Source organism: Pseudomonas sp. NFPP04, from assembly GCF_900113815.1.
Lineage (GTDB): Bacteria > Pseudomonadota > Gammaproteobacteria > Pseudomonadales > Pseudomonadaceae > Aquipseudomonas > Aquipseudomonas extremorientalis.
Genome location: NZ_FOQS01000002.1, coordinates 351,388 through 367,657, shown reverse-complemented (window position 1 = coordinate 367,657; position 16,270 = coordinate 351,388). Strand labels below are relative to the sequence as shown.

At 60.8% G+C, this 16,270-nt stretch carries 14 protein-coding genes; 4 read left to right on the top strand and 10 right to left on the bottom strand.

Features of this window, described 5'->3' with window-relative positions:
• Positions 1-2 precede the first annotated feature (2 nt).
• Both BM017_RS05520 and BM017_RS05515 read right to left on the bottom strand, forming a co-directional pair.
• Positions 3-650, bottom strand: a complete 648-nt coding sequence (locus tag BM017_RS05520; protein ID WP_093514186.1) for a fimbria/pilus chaperone family protein — start codon at positions 648-650, stop codon at positions 3-5.
• Between the two features lie 186 nt (positions 651-836).
• The gene (locus BM017_RS05515) at positions 837-1,490 is read right to left on the bottom strand and encodes a DUF1120 domain-containing protein (protein WP_092242381.1); all 654 of its coding nucleotides are present in this window, start codon (positions 1,488-1,490) and stop codon (positions 837-839) included.
• Positions 1,491-1,933: 443 nt separating this feature from the next.
• Here BM017_RS05515 and ppx point away from each other — a divergent pair, with 443 nt between their 5' ends.
• A complete protein-coding gene (ppx, locus tag BM017_RS05510) occupies positions 1,934-3,436 on the top strand; it encodes an exopolyphosphatase (protein WP_092241744.1) in 1,503 nt (500 codons plus the stop codon).
• Between the two features lie 134 nt (positions 3,437-3,570).
• Here the strand turns inward: ppx and ppk1 are convergent, their stop codons facing one another.
• Positions 3,571-5,793, bottom strand: coding sequence for a polyphosphate kinase 1 (gene ppk1 / locus BM017_RS05505; RefSeq protein ID WP_058426437.1), 2,223 nt, complete (start codon positions 5,791-5,793; stop codon positions 3,571-3,573).
• Positions 5,794-5,811: 18 nt separating this feature from the next.
• Entirely contained in the window at positions 5,812-6,825 is a 1,014-nt protein-coding gene (gene hemB, locus BM017_RS05500) for a porphobilinogen synthase (RefSeq protein ID WP_092241742.1), read from the bottom strand.
• Between the two features lie 208 nt (positions 6,826-7,033).
• Here hemB and BM017_RS05495 point away from each other — a divergent pair, with 208 nt between their 5' ends.
• Positions 7,034-7,669, top strand: a complete 636-nt coding sequence (locus BM017_RS05495; protein WP_092242379.1) for a DedA family protein — start codon at positions 7,034-7,036, stop codon at positions 7,667-7,669.
• On the opposite strand, the gene BM017_RS05490 is transcribed toward BM017_RS05495, so the two are convergent.
• Positions 7,650-8,885, bottom strand: a complete 1,236-nt coding sequence (locus tag BM017_RS05490; protein WP_092241740.1) for a sterol desaturase family protein — start codon at positions 8,883-8,885, stop codon at positions 7,650-7,652. The two genes, BM017_RS05495 and BM017_RS05490, sit on opposite strands and share 20 nt — an antisense overlap.
• A gap of 116 nt (positions 8,886-9,001) precedes the next feature.
• Here BM017_RS05490 and elbB point away from each other — a divergent pair, with 116 nt between their 5' ends.
• A complete protein-coding gene (gene elbB / locus BM017_RS05485) occupies positions 9,002-9,667 on the top strand; it encodes an isoprenoid biosynthesis glyoxalase ElbB (protein ID WP_071490475.1) in 666 nt (221 codons plus the stop codon).
• Between the two features lie 180 nt (positions 9,668-9,847).
• Here elbB and BM017_RS05480 read toward each other — a convergent pair whose 3' ends face one another.
• From BM017_RS05480 to BM017_RS05460, 5 genes are all read right to left on the bottom strand, one after another.
• A complete protein-coding gene (locus BM017_RS05480) occupies positions 9,848-10,303 on the bottom strand; it encodes a YaiI/YqxD family protein (protein WP_071490476.1) in 456 nt (151 codons plus the stop codon).
• 2 nt (positions 10,304-10,305) lie between these two features.
• Positions 10,306-12,201, bottom strand: a complete 1,896-nt coding sequence (locus BM017_RS05475) for an FTR1 family protein (protein WP_092241738.1) — start codon at positions 12,199-12,201, stop codon at positions 10,306-10,308.
• A 183-nt stretch (positions 12,202-12,384) separates the two neighbouring features.
• A complete protein-coding gene (locus BM017_RS05470) occupies positions 12,385-13,017 on the bottom strand; it encodes a LysE family transporter (RefSeq protein WP_028618426.1) in 633 nt (210 codons plus the stop codon).
• 88 nt (positions 13,018-13,105) lie between these two features.
• Positions 13,106-13,678, bottom strand: a complete 573-nt coding sequence (locus tag BM017_RS05465; RefSeq protein WP_028618427.1) for a mechanosensitive ion channel family protein — start codon at positions 13,676-13,678, stop codon at positions 13,106-13,108.
• Positions 13,678-15,588, bottom strand: a complete 1,911-nt coding sequence (locus tag BM017_RS05460; protein ID WP_092241736.1) for an ATP-binding cassette domain-containing protein — start codon at positions 15,586-15,588, stop codon at positions 13,678-13,680. Before BM017_RS05460 ends, BM017_RS05465 begins: the two co-directional genes overlap by 1 nt.
• A 50-nt stretch (positions 15,589-15,638) precedes the next feature.
• Between BM017_RS05460 and BM017_RS05455 the strand changes: the two genes are divergently transcribed.
• Entirely contained in the window at positions 15,639-16,106 is a 468-nt protein-coding gene (locus BM017_RS05455; RefSeq protein WP_092241734.1) for a TIGR02444 family protein, read from the top strand.
• Positions 16,107-16,270 lie beyond the last annotated feature (164 nt).

The following is a 16,270-nucleotide window of genomic DNA, read 5'->3' as shown; positions in this document are numbered from 1 at the left end:
CGTCAATCCGCACCAGCCGTAACGGGTGCGCGGTAACTGTCCACCGTAAACCCGTAGACCGTGGCCGGGTGAATCTCCACCGCCACCACTCCCGCCACCGAGCCTGCCGACGCGAGCGTCAGCACTTCGCCCGGCAGGATGTAGGTTCTCGGCAACGTTGCCACGCTTGCCTGCGGATGCAGCTGCACTTCCATCCCTAGGCGGACGACGTAAGCGCTGTTGTTGTGGACCCTCAACTGATCTCCTTTACGCTCCCATGTCAGCAACTGCCAGGGCGCGTCATGCCTGGGCAAGCCTTTGGGATGCAGGATCAATGGCAGGCTCTGGCGCAGGGTGATACCAATGGTCGCACCGCCGGGTGCACGTGCCTCAGGGATACCTTCAAAGGAAACGCGTTTCAGGCGCTGGGTCTTGAGGGGTTGCTTTGTAGTACTGATAAAGCGAACAAGTTGGGTGTCGCCCGCTTCGACCCGTGTAATCGGGGGCGTCACGATCAACAAGTGTTCGGGGTCTTCGGGTATGTTTTGTATGACGGAATGAAGCAATGCAGGGCCAGGGTCCGTATTTTTAACATTAAGCGTTGCCTCGCCCTCTTCCTCATTCAGAATGACAACGGTTGTTTCGGGCTGCATTCCGTCTGCCATGGCCATACCGCACGAAAAAAGAGACAAACCTATATATCGCAGCAACGAAATAACGGTTATTGATAAACCATTCACCGATTTTCCCCACAACCAAAAGAAGTCGAACACCAACAAATGCACACATTACAACTACCGACATTTAACAGAGACAGGTAAGTATCTCTGGATAAATGTCGGCCGTTAATGATGTTTTTAGATGTAATCCACTAACAGACTGGTGCGACCGTCCAGCGTTACATCGCGGGCCAGGTCCAAATCGTTCGCGCGGTTGATAACGGCCTTCACTTCAAGCGTGCCTGTAAGCGTGGTAACGAATGCAGGTACCGCAGTGGCACCGCTACGCCATGAATACTGGGCTGGCGATTGCGCGACTTTACCGTCACTGATCTGCCAGGACGCGCCCTGACTGCTCCGCATGATGGGGCTCAGGCTCCCAGTGGACGATCTCAGGTCCTTGAGCGTGACGGAGTACCCACCAGTGCGCTTGCCATTGGCAAGGCCCAGGCTGTAGTTCTGCGCCTCGGTGAACCCGGCACCGAGGATACCTACCACCTTGCTTTGGGCAGGTTGCAGGTCTGTGAGCGCCACTCGGAACTGCGCTGGGCTCTGGCCGCAACTGATGCTCAAGCTGACCGTTTTAGCTGCAAGAGGATTGAACTGCGTCGGGGACAGGTTTGCGGCTGGAATTGTCTGATAATCGACGATGCCGCCTCCAGCGAGGCTGAGGTTGCAAGCCACTGGCTTGATAGTCCCCCGTACAATCAGTTCGGCAACATTCGTAGCATGAGCCCCAATACTTGCGGCCAAGCAAAGAGCACCCACTGTCACACCAAGCATTTTTTTCATGATCAACCTGTCATCTGTAATGAGTAGGTGCATTTACGACAGCCGAAAACTCCGACCATAAATAAATAACACCACGGCGAAATTGCCGGGTGACAGTCTGTCGTTTTGGCTCGTGATTAAAGAATCAGATGGGGCGCCAGTTGTTGTGGGAACCGTAAAGACAAGCAGTGAGCCATGTCAAAATACCGAGTAGGCACAAATGCAAAATCAATAAATTATTAACCGCTCCCTTGTAGGCAAAATCATAAACAGCATGATGACAATAAAAAGTTAAATACTCCTACAAAGCTAAAACCGCTTTCGTTGATAGCCCTGAAAACCACCCTACATTTCCCACAAGAATTCCTCACAGACACCCGCAGGAAAATTACCGGCGCACTACGCGTTGGCGCCAGCGGTCGATCGTGGCACGATGGTCAGGTTATCGACCGAGACCCCAAACCATGCCGCAATCCCAAGCCAAGAATCTGTCCCTGATCGCCGCCATCGACCTGGGCTCCAACAGCTTTCACATGGTCGTGGCCAAGGCCCAGAACGGTGAAATCCGCATCCTTGAGCGGCTCGGAGAGAAAGTGCAACTGGCTGCCGGGATCGACGACGAGCGCCAGCTCAACGAAGAATCCATGCAACGCGGGCTCGATTGCCTGAAGCGGTTTGCGCAACTGATCAACGGCATGCCCCTGGGCGCCGTTCGAATCGTCGGCACCAACGCGTTGCGTGAAGCGCGTAACCGTGGTGAATTCATCCGCCGCGCCGAGGAGATCCTCGGGCACCCGGTAGAAGTCATCTCCGGCCGTGAAGAAGCCCGTCTTATCTACCTGGGCGTGTCCCACACCCTGGCCGATACACCAGGCAAACGCCTGGTCGCCGACATTGGCGGCGGCAGTACCGAATTCATCATTGGGCAAAGGTTCGAGCCATTGCTGCGCGAAAGCCTGCAGATGGGCTGCGTCAGCTTCACCCAGCGTTACTTCAAAGACGGCAAGATCACCCCGGCACGCTACGCCCAGGCCTACACCGCGGCGCGGCTGGAGATCATGAGCATCGAACACGCCCTGCACCGCCTGACCTGGGATGAAGCCATCGGCTCGTCCGGCACCATCCGCGCCATCGGCCTGGCCCTGAAAGCCGGCGGCCATGGCACGGGTGAGGTGAATGCCGAGGGCTTGGCGTGGCTCAAGCGCAAGCTGTTCAAGCTGGGGGATGCCGAGAAAATCGACTTCGACGGTATCAAGCCTGATCGTCGCGCGATCTTCCCGGCCGGTCTGGCGATTCTCGAAGCGATCTTCGATGCTCTTGAACTGCAACGCATGGACCACTGCGACGGCGCCCTGCGTGAAGGCGTGCTCTATGACCTGCTGGGTCGCCATCACCACGAAGACGTGCGTGAGCGCACGCTCACTTCGTTGATGGAGCGTTACCACGTCGACCTGGAACAAGCCGCCCGCGTGGAGCGCAAAGCCCTGCACGCCTTCGACCAGGTGGCCGAGGACTGGGACCTGGAAGACGGCGTCTGGCGCGAGTTGCTGGGCTGGGCCGCCAAGGTGCATGAAGTGGGCCTGGACATCGCCCACTACCATTACCACAAGCACGGCGCCTACCTGATTGAGCACTCGGACCTGGCCGGCTTCTCCCGTGAAGACCAGCAAATGCTCGCCCTGCTGGTGCGCGGCCATCGCCGTAACATCCCCAAGGACAAATTTGCTGAATTCGGCGACGAAGGCATCAAGCTGATCCGCCTGTGCGTGCTGCTGCGCTTTGCGATCCTGTTCCACCACATCCGTGGCACCCAGGCAATGCCCCAGGTGACCCTGCGCGCCGACGGCGACAGCCTGGATGTGGTATTCCCGAAAGGCTGGCTGGATGAGAACCAGCTGACCCAGGCGGATTTTGGCCTGGAAGCGGAGTGGCTGAAGCGGGTGGGGTTCAGCCTGAACCTGCGCTGATCTGAAGAACTCTGCAAAACAATTGTGGGAGGGGGCTTGCCCCCGATAGCTGTGGATCAGTCCAAGTATTTGGTGACTGACACACCGCCATCGGGGGCAAGCCCCCTCCCACATTTTTAGACCCCCGCAGGGTTTTAGTTCACCGTCAGAATCGGGCTACCCAACTTCTCCAGCAACGTCGCCTGCGCACTGCGCGGGTTCTGGTTGCCGGTCGGCGTGTTGCGCACGTAGCGACCGTCCGACTGCAGGCTCCAGCTGTGGGTGTTGTCGGTGAGGTAGCTTTCCAGTTCCTTCTTGACCCGCATGATCAGCTTCTTGCCTTCCACCGGGAAGCACGTCTCTACGCGCTTATCGAGATTGCGCTCCATCCAGTCGGCGCTGGAGAGGAACATCTGCTCTTCGCCGCCGTTGAGGAAGTAGAACACCCGTGTGTGCTCCAGGAAGCGGCCGATGATCGAGCGCACATGAATGTTGTGCGAAACCCCGACAATGCCAGGGCGCAGGCAGCACATGCCGCGCACCACCAGGTCAATGCGCACGCCGGACTGGCTGGCCTTGTACAGCGCGCGGATGATCTTCGGATCGGTCAGCGAGTTGAACTTGGCGATGATGTGCGCCGGCTTGCCGTCGAGGGCGAACTGGGTTTCGCGGGCAATCATGTCGAGCATGCCCTTCTTGAGCGTGAACGGCGCGTGCAGCAACTTCTTCATGCGCAAGGTCTTGCCCATGCCGATCAACTGGCTGAACAATTTGCCGACGTCTTCACACAAGGCGTCGTCGGAGGTCAGCAAGCTGTAGTCGGTGTAAAGCTTGGCGTTGCCGGCGTGGTAGTTGCCGGTGCCCAAGTGGGCGTAACGCACGATCTCGCCGGCTTCACGGCGCAGGATCAGCATCATCTTGGCGTGGGTCTTGAAGCCGACCACGCCATAGATCACCACCGCACCGGCTGCTTGCAGACGGCTGGCCAGTTGCAGGTTGGACTCTTCGTCGAACCGCGCACGCAACTCGATCACCGCGGTGACTTCCTTGCCGTTACGCGCGGCGTCGACCAAGGCATCGACGATTTCCGAGTTGGCGCCGGAACGGTAAAGGGTCTGGCGTACGGCCAACACATGCGGGTCCTTGGCGGCCTGGCGCAGCAGGTCGACCACCGGGGTGAAGGACTCGAACGGGTGCAGCAGCAGGATGTCCTGCTTGCTCACCACGCTGAAGATGTTCTCGCTGTTTTGCAGCAGTTTCGGGATCTGCGGGGTGAACGGCGTGTATTGCAGCTCCGGATGGCTGTCCAGGCCGGTGATGCTGAACAGGCGCGTCAGGTTCACCGGGCCATTGACTTGATACAGCTCGGTCTCGCCCAGGTTGAACTGCTTGAGCAGGTAGTCCGACAGATGTTTCGGGCAGGTGTCGGCCACTTCCAGGCGCACCGCATCGCCGTAGCGCCGCGAGAACAGCTCGCCGCGCAGGGCACGGGCCAGGTCTTCGACGTCTTCGGAGTCCAGCGCCAGGTCGGCGTTACGGGTCAGGCGGAACTGGTAGCAGCCTTTTACCTTCATGCCCTGGAACAGGTCATCGGCGTGCGCATGGATCATGGAGGATAGGAATACATAGTTATCGCCTGCGCCCCCCACCTCTTCCGGTACCTTGATGATCCGTGGCAGCAAACGGGGCGCCGGGATGATTGCAAGGCCCGAGTCGCGACCGAAGGCGTCGATACCTTCCAGCTCCACGATGAAGTTGAGGCTCTTGTTCACCAGCAACGGGAACGGGTGAGTCGGGTCCAGGCCAATCGGGGTGATGATCGGCGCGATCTCGTCGCGGAAGTAGCGACGCACCCAGGTCTTGATCTTGGTGGTCCAGTGACGGCGACGGATGAAACGGACCTGATGCTTTTCCAGCTCCGGCAGCAGGATGTCGTTGAGGATCGCGTACTGGCGGTCCACATGGCCGTGCACCAGCTCGCTGATGCGCGCCAGGGCCTGGTGCGGCTGCAGACCGTCGGCGCCGGCCTGTTCACGGGCGAAGGTGATCTGCTTCTTGAGGCCGGCCACGCGGATTTCGAAGAACTCATCCAGGTTGCTGGAGAAGATCAGCAGGAACTTGAGCCGCTCCAGCAGCGGGTAGGACTCATCCAGCGCCTGTTCCAGCACACGGATGTTGAATTGCAGTTGTGACAGCTCGCGGTGGATGTACAGGCTGCTGTCATCCAGGTTGGTCACCGCCGCTACCGGGGCCGGCACGGGCGGTTCGGCCACCACGACGGGCGCGGCGGGCTCATGCTCCGGCGGGGTCTCGGTGACTTGTTCAACCACCGGGTGAGCGTCTTTTACGGCAACTTCTGTGAGTCCTTCGGTATTCATCGAGTGTTCCTGTGAGGGCTATTGTTGCTCTCTAAGCAATTGGGCGGCGCGGGCGGCGAAGTAGGTCAGGATGCCATCAGCCCCGGCGCGTTTAAAGGCTGTCAGGGATTCAAGGATCACCCCTTCGCTCAGCCATCCATTCTGTATTGCAGCCATGTGCATGGCGTATTCGCCACTGACCTGATAGACAAAGGTCGGCACTTTGAATTGGTCTTTGACCCGGTAAAGGATGTCCAGGTACGGCATCCCCGGCTTGACCATCACCATGTCAGCACCTTCGGCCAGGTCGGCCGCCACTTCGTGCAGGGCTTCATGGCTGTTGGCCGGGTCCATCTGGTACGAGGCCTTGTTGGCCTTGCCCAGGTTCAGCGCCGAGCCCACCGCATCGCGGAACGGGCCGTAATAGGCGCTGGCGTACTTGGCCGAGTAGGCCATGATCCGCACGTTGACGTGGCCGGCCAGCTCCAGGGCTTCACGAATCGCCTGGATGCGGCCGTCCATCATGTCCGACGGGGCAACCACCTGGGCGCCGGCTGCCGCATGGGACAAGGCTTGCTTGACCAGCGCATCGACGGTGATGTCGTTTTGAACATAGCCGTCTTCGTCAAGAATGCCATCCTGTCCGTGGGTGGTGAACGGGTCCAACGCCACGTCGGTGATCACCCCAAGCTGCGGAAAACGCTCGCGCAGGGCACGGGTGGCGCGCTGGGCGATCCCGTCCGGGTTCCAGGCTTCGGCAGCATCCAGCGACTTGAGTTCAGACGGCGTGACCGGGAACAGTGCCAAGGCCGGAATCCCCAACTCGACCCAACCAGCGGCTTCTTCAAGCAGCAGATCAATGGTCAAGCGCTCCACGCCCGGCATCGAAGCCACCGCTTCCCGACGTTTTTCCCCGTCCAGCACAAACACCGGCAGGATCAGATCATCGGTCGTCAGCACGTTTTCACGCACCAGACGGCGAGAAAAATCATCACGACGATTGCGACGCAGACGGGTGGCGGGGAACAGGCGATTGGCAGGGGTAAAGCTCACGACAGACTCCTGAGCCCGGGTTTACGGGCGAGCGATGCAGTTATAAGCGGCCATTATGACGAAGGTATGACAGTTGTGCTTAAGGATGCGACCTGTAGTCGCATTCGGCATTTCCGTAGGAATTGTTCACTTCGTGACACATCTCGATACTTTCATGAATCTTCATGAAGGCGTAGGCTGCGCGTTCATTTCGCCAGCACCCCAGACCATGCTTCAACAATTCCTGCATGACTTCGGCTACTTTGCGCTCTTCCTGGGCACTTTCTTTGAAGGCGAGACCATTCTGGTTCTCGCAGGCTTCCTGGCGTTCCGTGGATACATGGATATCAACCTGGTGGTGGTCGTTGCCTTTTTCGGCAGCTACGCCGGCGACCAGCTTTGGTATTACATGGGTCGCAGACACGGCCGCAAGCTGTTGGCGCGCAAGCCACGCTGGCAATTGATGGGTGACAAGGCACTGGAGCATATCCGCAAGCACCCGGATATCTGGGTACTGAGCTTTCGCTTCGTGTACGGGTTGCGCACCGTCATGCCAGTGGCGATCGGCCTCTCCGGCTATCCACCGTTGCGCTATCTGATCCTCAACGGCATTGGCGCTGCGATCTGGGCTTTGGCCTTGGGCGCTGCGGCCTATCACTTCGGCGCCGTACTGGAAGGCATGCTGGGCAGCATCAAGAAATACGAGCTGTGGGTATTGGGTGCCTTGCTGATAGTGGGCTTCGGCCTGTGGCTGCGCCGTCGCATCAAGAATGCACGCATCGCCCGCGAAGCCTGCGCCGACGCCAAGGCCCGGCTCGCAGCAGAGCCGGACCCGGTCGAGCCGCCTAAGACACCAGTCGAGTAAACCGGCTTCTGCAGCAGTAGAGGCCAATCACACTGAGCAAGCTGTAGCTCAGCAGGCCCAGCCAGCCCAGGTTGCTGGCCGGCCATAACCCGACCAACGGTGCCAGCCACACCAGCGGTACGTTCAGCACCAGCCGCGAAAGCTCGGCCTTCAACGTCCAAGGCCGGTTCTCCAGCGCCACCCCCAAGGTAAACAGCCCCAGCGCCATGGCACTCCAACCGAGGATCAGTGCCGCCGTGGGCAAACCTTCGCCGAAATTCATCAGATAGCTGCCAAAGCCAACATAGGCCGCAAATTGCAGTGCGATGTACACCTGTTGACGCACGTCCAGTGGCACGTCGAATTTACGGAACTGGCTCAGGTCGTGCCTGGCCATCGGGTACTTGGCCTTCACGTCCGCCGGGCGCCAGCCGGTGCGCATGAACCAGATGCGCAGCTTGTCCCACCAACGCTCGGTGCGCCGCGCATCACTCCACAACTGGGCATAGAACTGCAGGTTGGCCCATAGCGGATTCCAACTGGCCAACGGCGTGGTTACGCCGAAAATCACCGGTTCGTTGTCGTCTTCCTCCTGGAAGGTACCGAACAGCCGGTCCCAAATAATGAACACACCGCCATAGTTACGATCCATGTAGAGAGCGTTCTGTGCATGGTGAGCCCGATGATTGGATGGCGTGACGAAAAACCACTCGTACCAGCCGAGCTTCGGCACGTGCCGGGTGTGCACCCAGAATTGATAGAGCAAATTAAGCGATGCCACGCTGATAAACACCACCAATGGCACGCCGAGTACGGCCAAGGGCAGGTAGAAAATCCAGCTCAGCAGGAAGCCGGTACTGGTCTGGCGCAGTGCGGTGCTGAGGTTGTAGTCCTCACTCTGGTGATGCACCGAGTGTGCGGCCCACAGGATGTTGCGTTCGTGCCCCATGCGATGAAGCCAGTAGTAGCAGAAGTCGTAGAACACGAAGGCGAACACCCAGGTCCAGACGCTTTGGGCCGGCAGATCGATAACGGCAAGATGCTTGAGGGCGAACGCGTAGGTCAAAATCCCCACGCCCTTGGTCAGCAGCCCCGTGGTGGTGGACAGCACCCCGGTGCTGAGGCTGTTGATGGCATCCGCCACCCGGTAGTTACGCTCGCCGCGCCAACGGTCGGCAAGCAACTCCACGACGATCAAGGCAATGAAAAACGGTACCGCGTAAGGCACGAAGTCCATGGTCTGGTCCGGTCTATTTTTGTTACATCAAGATTAGGTGCAGCGGCGTGAGATCCCATTGGCAACAGATGACAAATTAGTAGACATTTAACGCCAAGACCCCAGGAGAAATGCCCATGAGCAAAAAGATTGCAGTGATCCTTTCCGGCTGCGGCGTGTACGACGGCGCAGAGATCCACGAAAGCGTGATCACCTTGCTGCGCCTGGACCAGCGTGGCGCTCAGGTCCAATGCTTTGCCCCGGATATTGCGCAACTGCATGTGATCAACCACCTCACCGGCGAAGAGATGCCCGAGTCGCGCAATGTGCTGGTGGAGTCGGCGCGGATCGCCCGGGGTGACGTGAAAGATATCCGCGAAGCCAACGCCGGCGATTTCGACGCGCTGATCGTGCCCGGTGGGTTTGGCGCGGCGAAAAACCTCTCGAACTTTGCCGTGGAGGGTGCCGGCTGCAGCGTCAACCCGCAGGTGCTGGAACTGGCCGAAGCTTTTGCCGAAGCGGGCAAGCCCGTGGGCCTGATCTGCATCTCCCCGGCCCTGGCGGCGAAAATCTACGGCCCCGGCGTGACCTGCACCATCGGCAACTGCGCCGACACCGCCGCCGCACTGGACAAGATGGGCGCTACCCACCAGGAGTGCGGGGTGGAAGATATCGTCGAAGACAAGGCACGCAAGCTGGTGAGCACCCCGGCCTATATGCTCGGCAAGAACATCAGCGAGGTCGCTTCAGGGATCAACAAGCTGGTGGATCGGGTGCTGGAACTGACCCACGAGAACGACTGATAGCCCCACCTATGGTGAGCAGGCTTGTAGGTGACTCGGCTTGTTGTGGCGAGCGGGCTTGCCCCGCGTTGGGCTGCGCAGCAGCCCTAAAACCTGCAGCCATGGTCTAACAGACTCACCGCATCGCTTGAATTGGGGCGGCTTCGCCGCCCAACGCGGGGCAAGCCCGCTCGCCACGGATCAGGGTTGGCGCATCAAGCGTGTAAGAATGCGGTCCAGCGCATTGGCAAACGCCTGCTTTTCCTTCTCCCCGTGGGGCGGTGGCCCGCCCCCCATCTGGCCTTGCTCACGCAGATCAGTGAACAGATTGCGCACCGCCAACCGTTCACTCATGTTGGCGGGGCTGAACTCCTTGCCGCGTGGATCAAGCGCCGTAACGCCCTTCTTTACCAGGCGGTCAGCCAGCGGCACATCGCTGCAGATCACCAGCTCCCCGGGCTCCGCGTGCTCCACCAGGTAGTCATCCGCCGCATCCGGGCCGCTGGGCACCACAATCAGCTTCACACACGAGAAGCTCGGCTTGATCTGGCTCTGACCGGCCACCAGCACCACCTCGAACTGGCGCTTGAGGGCGAACTTCACCACCTGGTCCTTGGCTGCCCGAGGGCAGGCGTCGGCATCGATCCACACCCGCATGCTCAGGCAACCACCCGGCGCTTTTCGGCCAGACGGCTGCGACCGTACAGCACCACAATCGCCAGGATCGCCACCGCCTGTGCACTCAACGAGTACGCATCGGCGTGGATGCCCAGCCAATCGAAATCAAAGAACGCCACCGGCCGGGTGCCGAAGATGCCGGCCTCCTGCAGCGCCTTCACCCCATGCCCGGCAAACACCACCGACAGCGCACACAGCAACGCCGCGTTGATGCCGAAGAACAACGCCAGCGGCAGCTTCGCCGAACCCCGCAGGATCACCCACGCCAGGCCCACCAACAGCACCAGCGCCGTGGCGCCACCCGCCAGCACCGCGTTATGCCCGGCCGGCCCGGCTTGCAGCCACAGGGTTTCGTAGAACAGGATCACTTCGAACAGCTCGCGGTACACCGAGAAGAACGCCAGCACCGCAAAACCGAAGCGCCCGCCGCCGCCTACCAGGCTGCTCTTGATGTAGTCCTGCCAGGCGGCGGCGTGGCGGCGGTCGTGCATCCACACGCCGAGCCACAGCACCATCACACTGGCAAACAGCGCCGTGCAGCCTTCAAGCAACTCGCGTTGGGCACCGCTCACATCGATCACATACGCGGCCAATGCCCAGGTTGCCAGGCCCGCCAGCAGCGCCAGGCCCCAGCCGACGTTAACGCTGCGCACCGCCGATTGCTGGCCGGTATTGCGCAGGAACGCAAGGATCGCCGCCAGCACCAGAATCGCTTCCAGACCTTCACGCAACAGGATCAGCAAACCGGAGATGTAGCTCAGCGACCAACTCAAGCCATCACCGCCAAGCAGACCGGCGGATTCGGTAAGTTTGCCCTTGGCCACGTCCAGGCGTTGTTGCACCTGTTCAACCGGCAAACCGTCCTGCAACGACTGCCGGTAGGCCATCAACGCCTTTTCGGTGTCCTTGCGCACGTTGGCGTCGACGTTATCCAGCGAGCTTTCTACCAGTTCGAAACCTTCCAGGTACGCAGCCACAGACAGGTCGTAGGCCTGCTCATGATCGCCCTTCTGGAACGCCGCCAGACTCTTGTCCAGGGTGGCCGCGGTGTAGTCGAGCAACTGCGCCGGGCCACGCTTGACCTGCGGCGGTTGCGCACGCTGGGCGCGGAACGTAGCGGCGGCGGCTGGGCCGTTGGCCGCCAGTACTTCATTGGGGGTCTGGCGGGCCAAGTCGGCGAGGTTGAACGGTTGCTCGCTTTTTGCAGCCGCCGGGTCGGCAGTAAAGCCGGCGATGTAGGTAGCCAGGTCCCAGCGCTGGCGGTCGTCCAGTTGGTCGGCGAAAGACGGCATGTCGGTGCCTTCAACACCCAGGCCCAGGGTGTTGTAGATCGCGTAGAGGCTCAGGCGATCCAAGCGCACAGCGTCACGCAGATTGGCCGGTGGTGGCGTCATGCCCACGCTGGCCGGGCCGTCACCTGCACCTGCGGTGCCGTGGCACACCGAGCAATGCTGGGCATAGAGCGGCGCGCCTCGTGTTGGATCAGGGGTGATCGCCGGGGCCTGGCTGACTTCATAGGCCACGGCTAGTTGGGCTCCTAACTGACGGGCTTGGCGGGCGACTGTCGTACCGTCCTGATGGGCGGTTACAGCCGCTGACAGTTCGTCGACGCCTTTGACCAACGCCGCACGTTCCGGGCGCTGCGGCAGCTCTGCCACCAGGCCCTGCAACACCCCGAGAAACTCCAGCTGTTCACGGTATTCGGACTCATCGATGACCTTGCCCGCCTCCACCGTCGCTGGGTAGTCAGCGCCAATGTAATCCAGCAAATGCAGGGCTTGTGGGGCACCCTCGGCCGTCGCGGCCAACAGATTGAAGCTGCACGACATCAACGCCGGCAAAACCAGCCAGGCGAGAAAGCGAAAAGGGGCAGTCATGAATGAATCTCAAATGGAAATACGAAGTAACACATTGTCAAACGTTAAAGCGTTTGACTCAAGGCACAAGTGATTTGTCGTGGGTTGAGGCAAGGTAGTTGTCAGAACAGTTGGAGGGTGGGTATCGACACCCATGTGGAAGGGGGGCTCGCCCCTCCCCCATTTTCAATCCCGTTTCGTCAGTCAGGCCGTGGCACGATGCAAGCTGGCCAGGAAACCCGCAGCCCCCACAAACAACCCCGCAAACGTACGATTCATCCGTTTCTGCTGCTTAGGCGTGCGCAACAGGCGCAACACCTTCGACGCCAAGCCCGTATACCCCGCCATCACCACCATATCGACGCAGATCATCGTCGCACCCAGGATCAGGTACTGGATCAGTAGCGGCGCCTGTGGGTTCACGAATTGCGGCAGGACCGCCAGCATGAACACCAGGGCCTTGGGGTTGCTGGCGTTGACCAGGAAGCCACGGAACATCATCGCCATCGGTTTACCGATCGGGCGCACGGCCGCGTCATCGGTCATGTCCATGGGCAGGGCGCGCCATTGCTTGATGGCCAGGTACACCAGGTACGCCACGCCAAACCATTTGATCGCATAGAAAGCGGTGGAGGATGTCGCCAGAATGGCACCCAGGCCGCACGCGACCACGGCAATCTGCATCGCCAGGCCCAGTTGCAGGCCGATGGCATTCCAGTAACCACGCAGGAAGCCGTATTGCAGGCCGCTGGACATCGAGGCGATGGCGCCAGCGCCAGGGGAAAGGGAGATGATCCAACTGGCCAGGAAAAAGGCCAGCCACGTATCGAGTGCCATTACACACCTCAGGAGGGAGTTTGCTGTTGTGCCTTAAGCTAACTCCGCCGACCAAAGGATGGCTATAGATTTTTACAGGATGTGAATACTAGCGGTCGCCCGGAAAGACATGGGTACCTGGCCAACGGCGCACCGAGCGCTGGAAGAACAGGCTGTTGGGCACCTGCACCATCGCACTGTCGGTACCGGCCTCTGCCACTTCGACCAACGTGGTATAGAGCAGGTTGATCGCCACGACCCGACCCTTCACGCCCGGTTTGTCGACGGTATCCACCAGTTCGACGATGTCACCCAGGCGAAAGGGCCCGACGGTGAAAATCAGAATGGCGCACAGCAGGTTGGACAACACCGACCACATGGCGAAGAACGCCACGGCGGCAACCGCGACAAACCCGGAGAGTGCCGTCCACAACACCGTGGCGGACACGCCCAGGCGACCCAGCACAAAGATCAGCGCACTGCCCATGATCAGCCAGCGCAAGCCACCGCGCAGTGGCATCAGCAATTGCGGCGGGAACGGATAGCGCTCACCCAGGCGAGTCAGGCCCTTGGCGACAAAACGCTGGGCGAGGTAGCCGGCCAGCAGGATCAGCAGGATTTGCACGCCGACCCATACGGGTTCGACCCACTGCGTCGGTATCGGCAGTTGCAACGCCTCCATCAGGACAGCGCCTCCAGCTCCGCTTGCAGGGTTTCCAGCAATTCGAGGGCCTCCATCCAGGTTTCCTCCAATTGCCCTTCGCGTACTTTGAGCTTGGCCTGTTCAGCCAGCAGGTCGCGCAGTTCGTCCTTGCGGGCCGCCTCGTAGACGGCACTGTCGCCCAGGCTGGTTTCGATCCTGGCCAGGCGCTCATGCACCTTGCCCAGCTCGGCTTCCAGCTTGTCGGCTTCACGCTTGTGCGGCGCCAGCTGTTGACGCAGCGCGGCGGCGGCCTGGCGCTGGGCTTTCTTGTCGGTCTTGTCCGGGTTGACCGGGGTGTTGCTGACCGGCGCGTTGCGCAGGCGGTAATCCGTCAGCCAGCGCGCATAGTCATCCAGGTCGCCGTCGAACTCTTCGACTTTACCGTCCGCCACCAGCAGGAAGTTGTCGGTGGTGCTCTTGAGCAGGTGGCGATCGTGAGACACCACCAGTACTGCACCGCTGAACTCCTGCAAGGCCATGGTCAGCGCCAGGCGCATTTCCAGGTCGAGGTGATTGGTCGGTTCGTCGAGCAGCAGCAGGTTCGGACGGTCCCAGGCGATCAACGCCAGGGCCAGACGGGCTTTTTCGCCGCCGGAGAAATTCAGCACCGGCTCGTCGATACGCGCACCACGGAAATCGAAACCACCGAGGAAGTCGCGCAGGGTCTGTTCGCGCTCGGTTGGCGCCAGGCGCTGCAAGTGCAGCAGCGGGCTGGCCTTGGAGTCCAGCGAGTCCAACTGATGCTGGGCGAAATAACCCACCACAGTGTTCTCGCCACGGGTCAGACGCCCAGCCAGTGGCGACAGCTCGCCTGACAGGTTCTTGATCAGCGTCGACTTGCCCGCGCCGTTGGGGCCGAGCAAACCGATACGCGCACCCGGCGTAAGCTGCAGCTTCACTTTTTCCAGGATGGTCTTGTCGCCGTAGCCCAGACGCGCATCGGAAAGATCCAGCAACGGGCTGGAGATCTTCACCGACTCACGGAACACGAAGTCGAACGGTGAGTCGACGTGGGCCGCCGACAGCTCTTCCATGCGCTCCAGGGCCTTGATCCGGCTCTGGGCCTGCCGGGCCTTGGTGGCCTGGGCCTTGAAGCGGGCAATGTAACTTTCCATGTGCGCACGTTGCGCCTGCTGCTTCTCGTACGCCTGTTGCTGCTGGGCCAGGCGTTCGGCGCGGGCGCGTTCGAACGCAGTGTAGCCGCCACGATAGAGGGTGATCTTTTTCTGCTCGACGTGGGCGATGTTGTCGACCACGGCGTCGAGGAAATCCCGGTCATGGGAGATCAACAGCAAGGTGCCCTGATAATTCTTGAGGAAGTCTTCCAGCCACAGGATCGCATCGAGGTCCAAGTGGTTGGTCGGTTCGTCGAGCAGCAGCAGGTCAGACGGGCACATCAACGCCTGCGCCAGGTTCAGGCGCATGCGCCAGCCGCCGGAGAAGTCGGCGACGGGGCGGTCCATCTGCTCGTTGGTAAAGCCAAGGCCGGCGAGCATTTTGCGCGCCCGGGCGTCAGCCGTGTAGCCGTCGGCGCTGTCGAGTTCCGAGTGCAGGCGCGCCTGTGCGGCGCCGTCCTGGGCTTTCTCGGCCTCGGCCAGGTCGTGTTGCACCTGGCGCAGGCGCAGATCGCCATCGAGCACGTAGTCGATTGCAATACGGTCGAGGGTGTCGATCTCCTGGCGCATATGGGCGATGCGCCAGTCGGCCGGCAGCAGGCAGTCCCCGGAATCCGGGGTCAGCTCACCCAGCAACAGAGCGAACAACGTGGATTTGCCGGCGCCGTTGGCACCGATCAGGCCGGCTTTGTGACCGGCGTGCAGGGTCAGCTCGGCGTCTTCGAGAAGACGTTGCGGGCCACGCTGTAATGTTAGGCTTTGAAGTCGGATCATAATGGCGGCGGAGTCTACCAGCTTCGTTGGCCGCTGGCTTGGGTGTGAATATGTGCGCTGACCTGTGGAGCTTTGCCCTCTCGACTTACGCCCGCTCAGGATGCGAGGCCGCTTGCCTGCGTTTGCAGGAGCAAGGTGCGGACGTGTGCCTGTTGCTGTGTGGTGCGTGGCTCGAGCAGCGTGCGGTGATAGCGACCGCCGAGCGCATGCAGGCGCTGAAACAGATCGCCGGGTCTTGGCAGACACACGTAATCAAACCGTTACGACAGGTGCGCATGCAATGGCGCGCCATGGCGCTGCAGGATCAGGATTTGGCGGGCTTACGCGAGCGGGTCAAGACCCTGGAGCTGGACGCCGAACGGCAGTTGCTGGAGCGCCTGGAAGCGTTGGCACAAACATGGCCGACAGGCGATGCGCAGGGTCAGCAACGATGGTTGGAAGGACTGGCGGCTGAGGACACCGCCAACCTTGACCACGACGCGCTGCAACAGCTGCGCGTCGCGGCCACCAGCACTTAGGAGGCGCTGGTTGGGGTGGTGCTTGGCGCTACCGGGGCAGGCGTGCTGCTGGCCGGTGCAGTTGGAGCGGTGGCTGCAGCCGGGGCGGCAGCAGGTGTTGCTGGCTTGGCAGCAGCAGGTTTGGCCGCTGGCTTGGCGGCTGGTTTCGCAGCAGCGGTTTTAGC

What these genes read in the sequence shown, in the direction of transcription:
- BM017_RS05480 (WP_071490476.1), bottom strand. Translation starts at nt 10,303, where the DNA reads ATGCGGGTGTGGATCGATGCCGACGCCTGCCCTCGGGCAGCCAAGGAC.
- elbB (WP_071490475.1), top strand. Translation starts at nt 9,002, where the DNA reads ATGAGCAAAAAGATTGCAGTGATCCTTTCCGGCTGCGGCGTGTACGAC.
- BM017_RS05470 (WP_028618426.1), bottom strand. Translation starts at nt 13,017, where the DNA reads ATGGCACTCGATACGTGGCTGGCCTTTTTCCTGGCCAGTTGGATCATC.
- ppx (WP_092241744.1), top strand. Translation starts at nt 1,934, where the DNA reads ATGCCGCAATCCCAAGCCAAGAATCTGTCCCTGATCGCCGCCATCGAC.
- BM017_RS05490 (WP_092241740.1), bottom strand. Translation starts at nt 8,885, where the DNA reads ATGGACTTCGTGCCTTACGCGGTACCGTTTTTCATTGCCTTGATCGTC.
- BM017_RS05465 (WP_028618427.1), bottom strand. Translation starts at nt 13,678, where the DNA reads ATGGAGGCGTTGCAACTGCCGATACCGACGCAGTGGGTCGAACCCGTA.
- BM017_RS05495 (WP_092242379.1), top strand. Translation starts at nt 7,034, where the DNA reads ATGCTTCAACAATTCCTGCATGACTTCGGCTACTTTGCGCTCTTCCTG.
- ppk1 (WP_058426437.1), bottom strand. Translation starts at nt 5,793, where the DNA reads ATGAATACCGAAGGACTCACAGAAGTTGCCGTAAAAGACGCTCACCCG.
- BM017_RS05515 (WP_092242381.1), bottom strand. Translation starts at nt 1,490, where the DNA reads ATGAAAAAAATGCTTGGTGTGACAGTGGGTGCTCTTTGCTTGGCCGCA.
- BM017_RS05460 (WP_092241736.1), bottom strand. Translation starts at nt 15,588, where the DNA reads ATGATCCGACTTCAAAGCCTAACATTACAGCGTGGCCCGCAACGTCTT.
- BM017_RS05455 (WP_092241734.1), top strand. Translation starts at nt 15,639, where the DNA reads ATGTGCGCTGACCTGTGGAGCTTTGCCCTCTCGACTTACGCCCGCTCA.
- BM017_RS05475 (WP_092241738.1), bottom strand. Translation starts at nt 12,201, where the DNA reads ATGACTGCCCCTTTTCGCTTTCTCGCCTGGCTGGTTTTGCCGGCGTTG.
- BM017_RS05520 (WP_093514186.1), bottom strand. Translation starts at nt 650, where the DNA reads ATGGCCATGGCAGACGGAATGCAGCCCGAAACAACCGTTGTCATTCTG.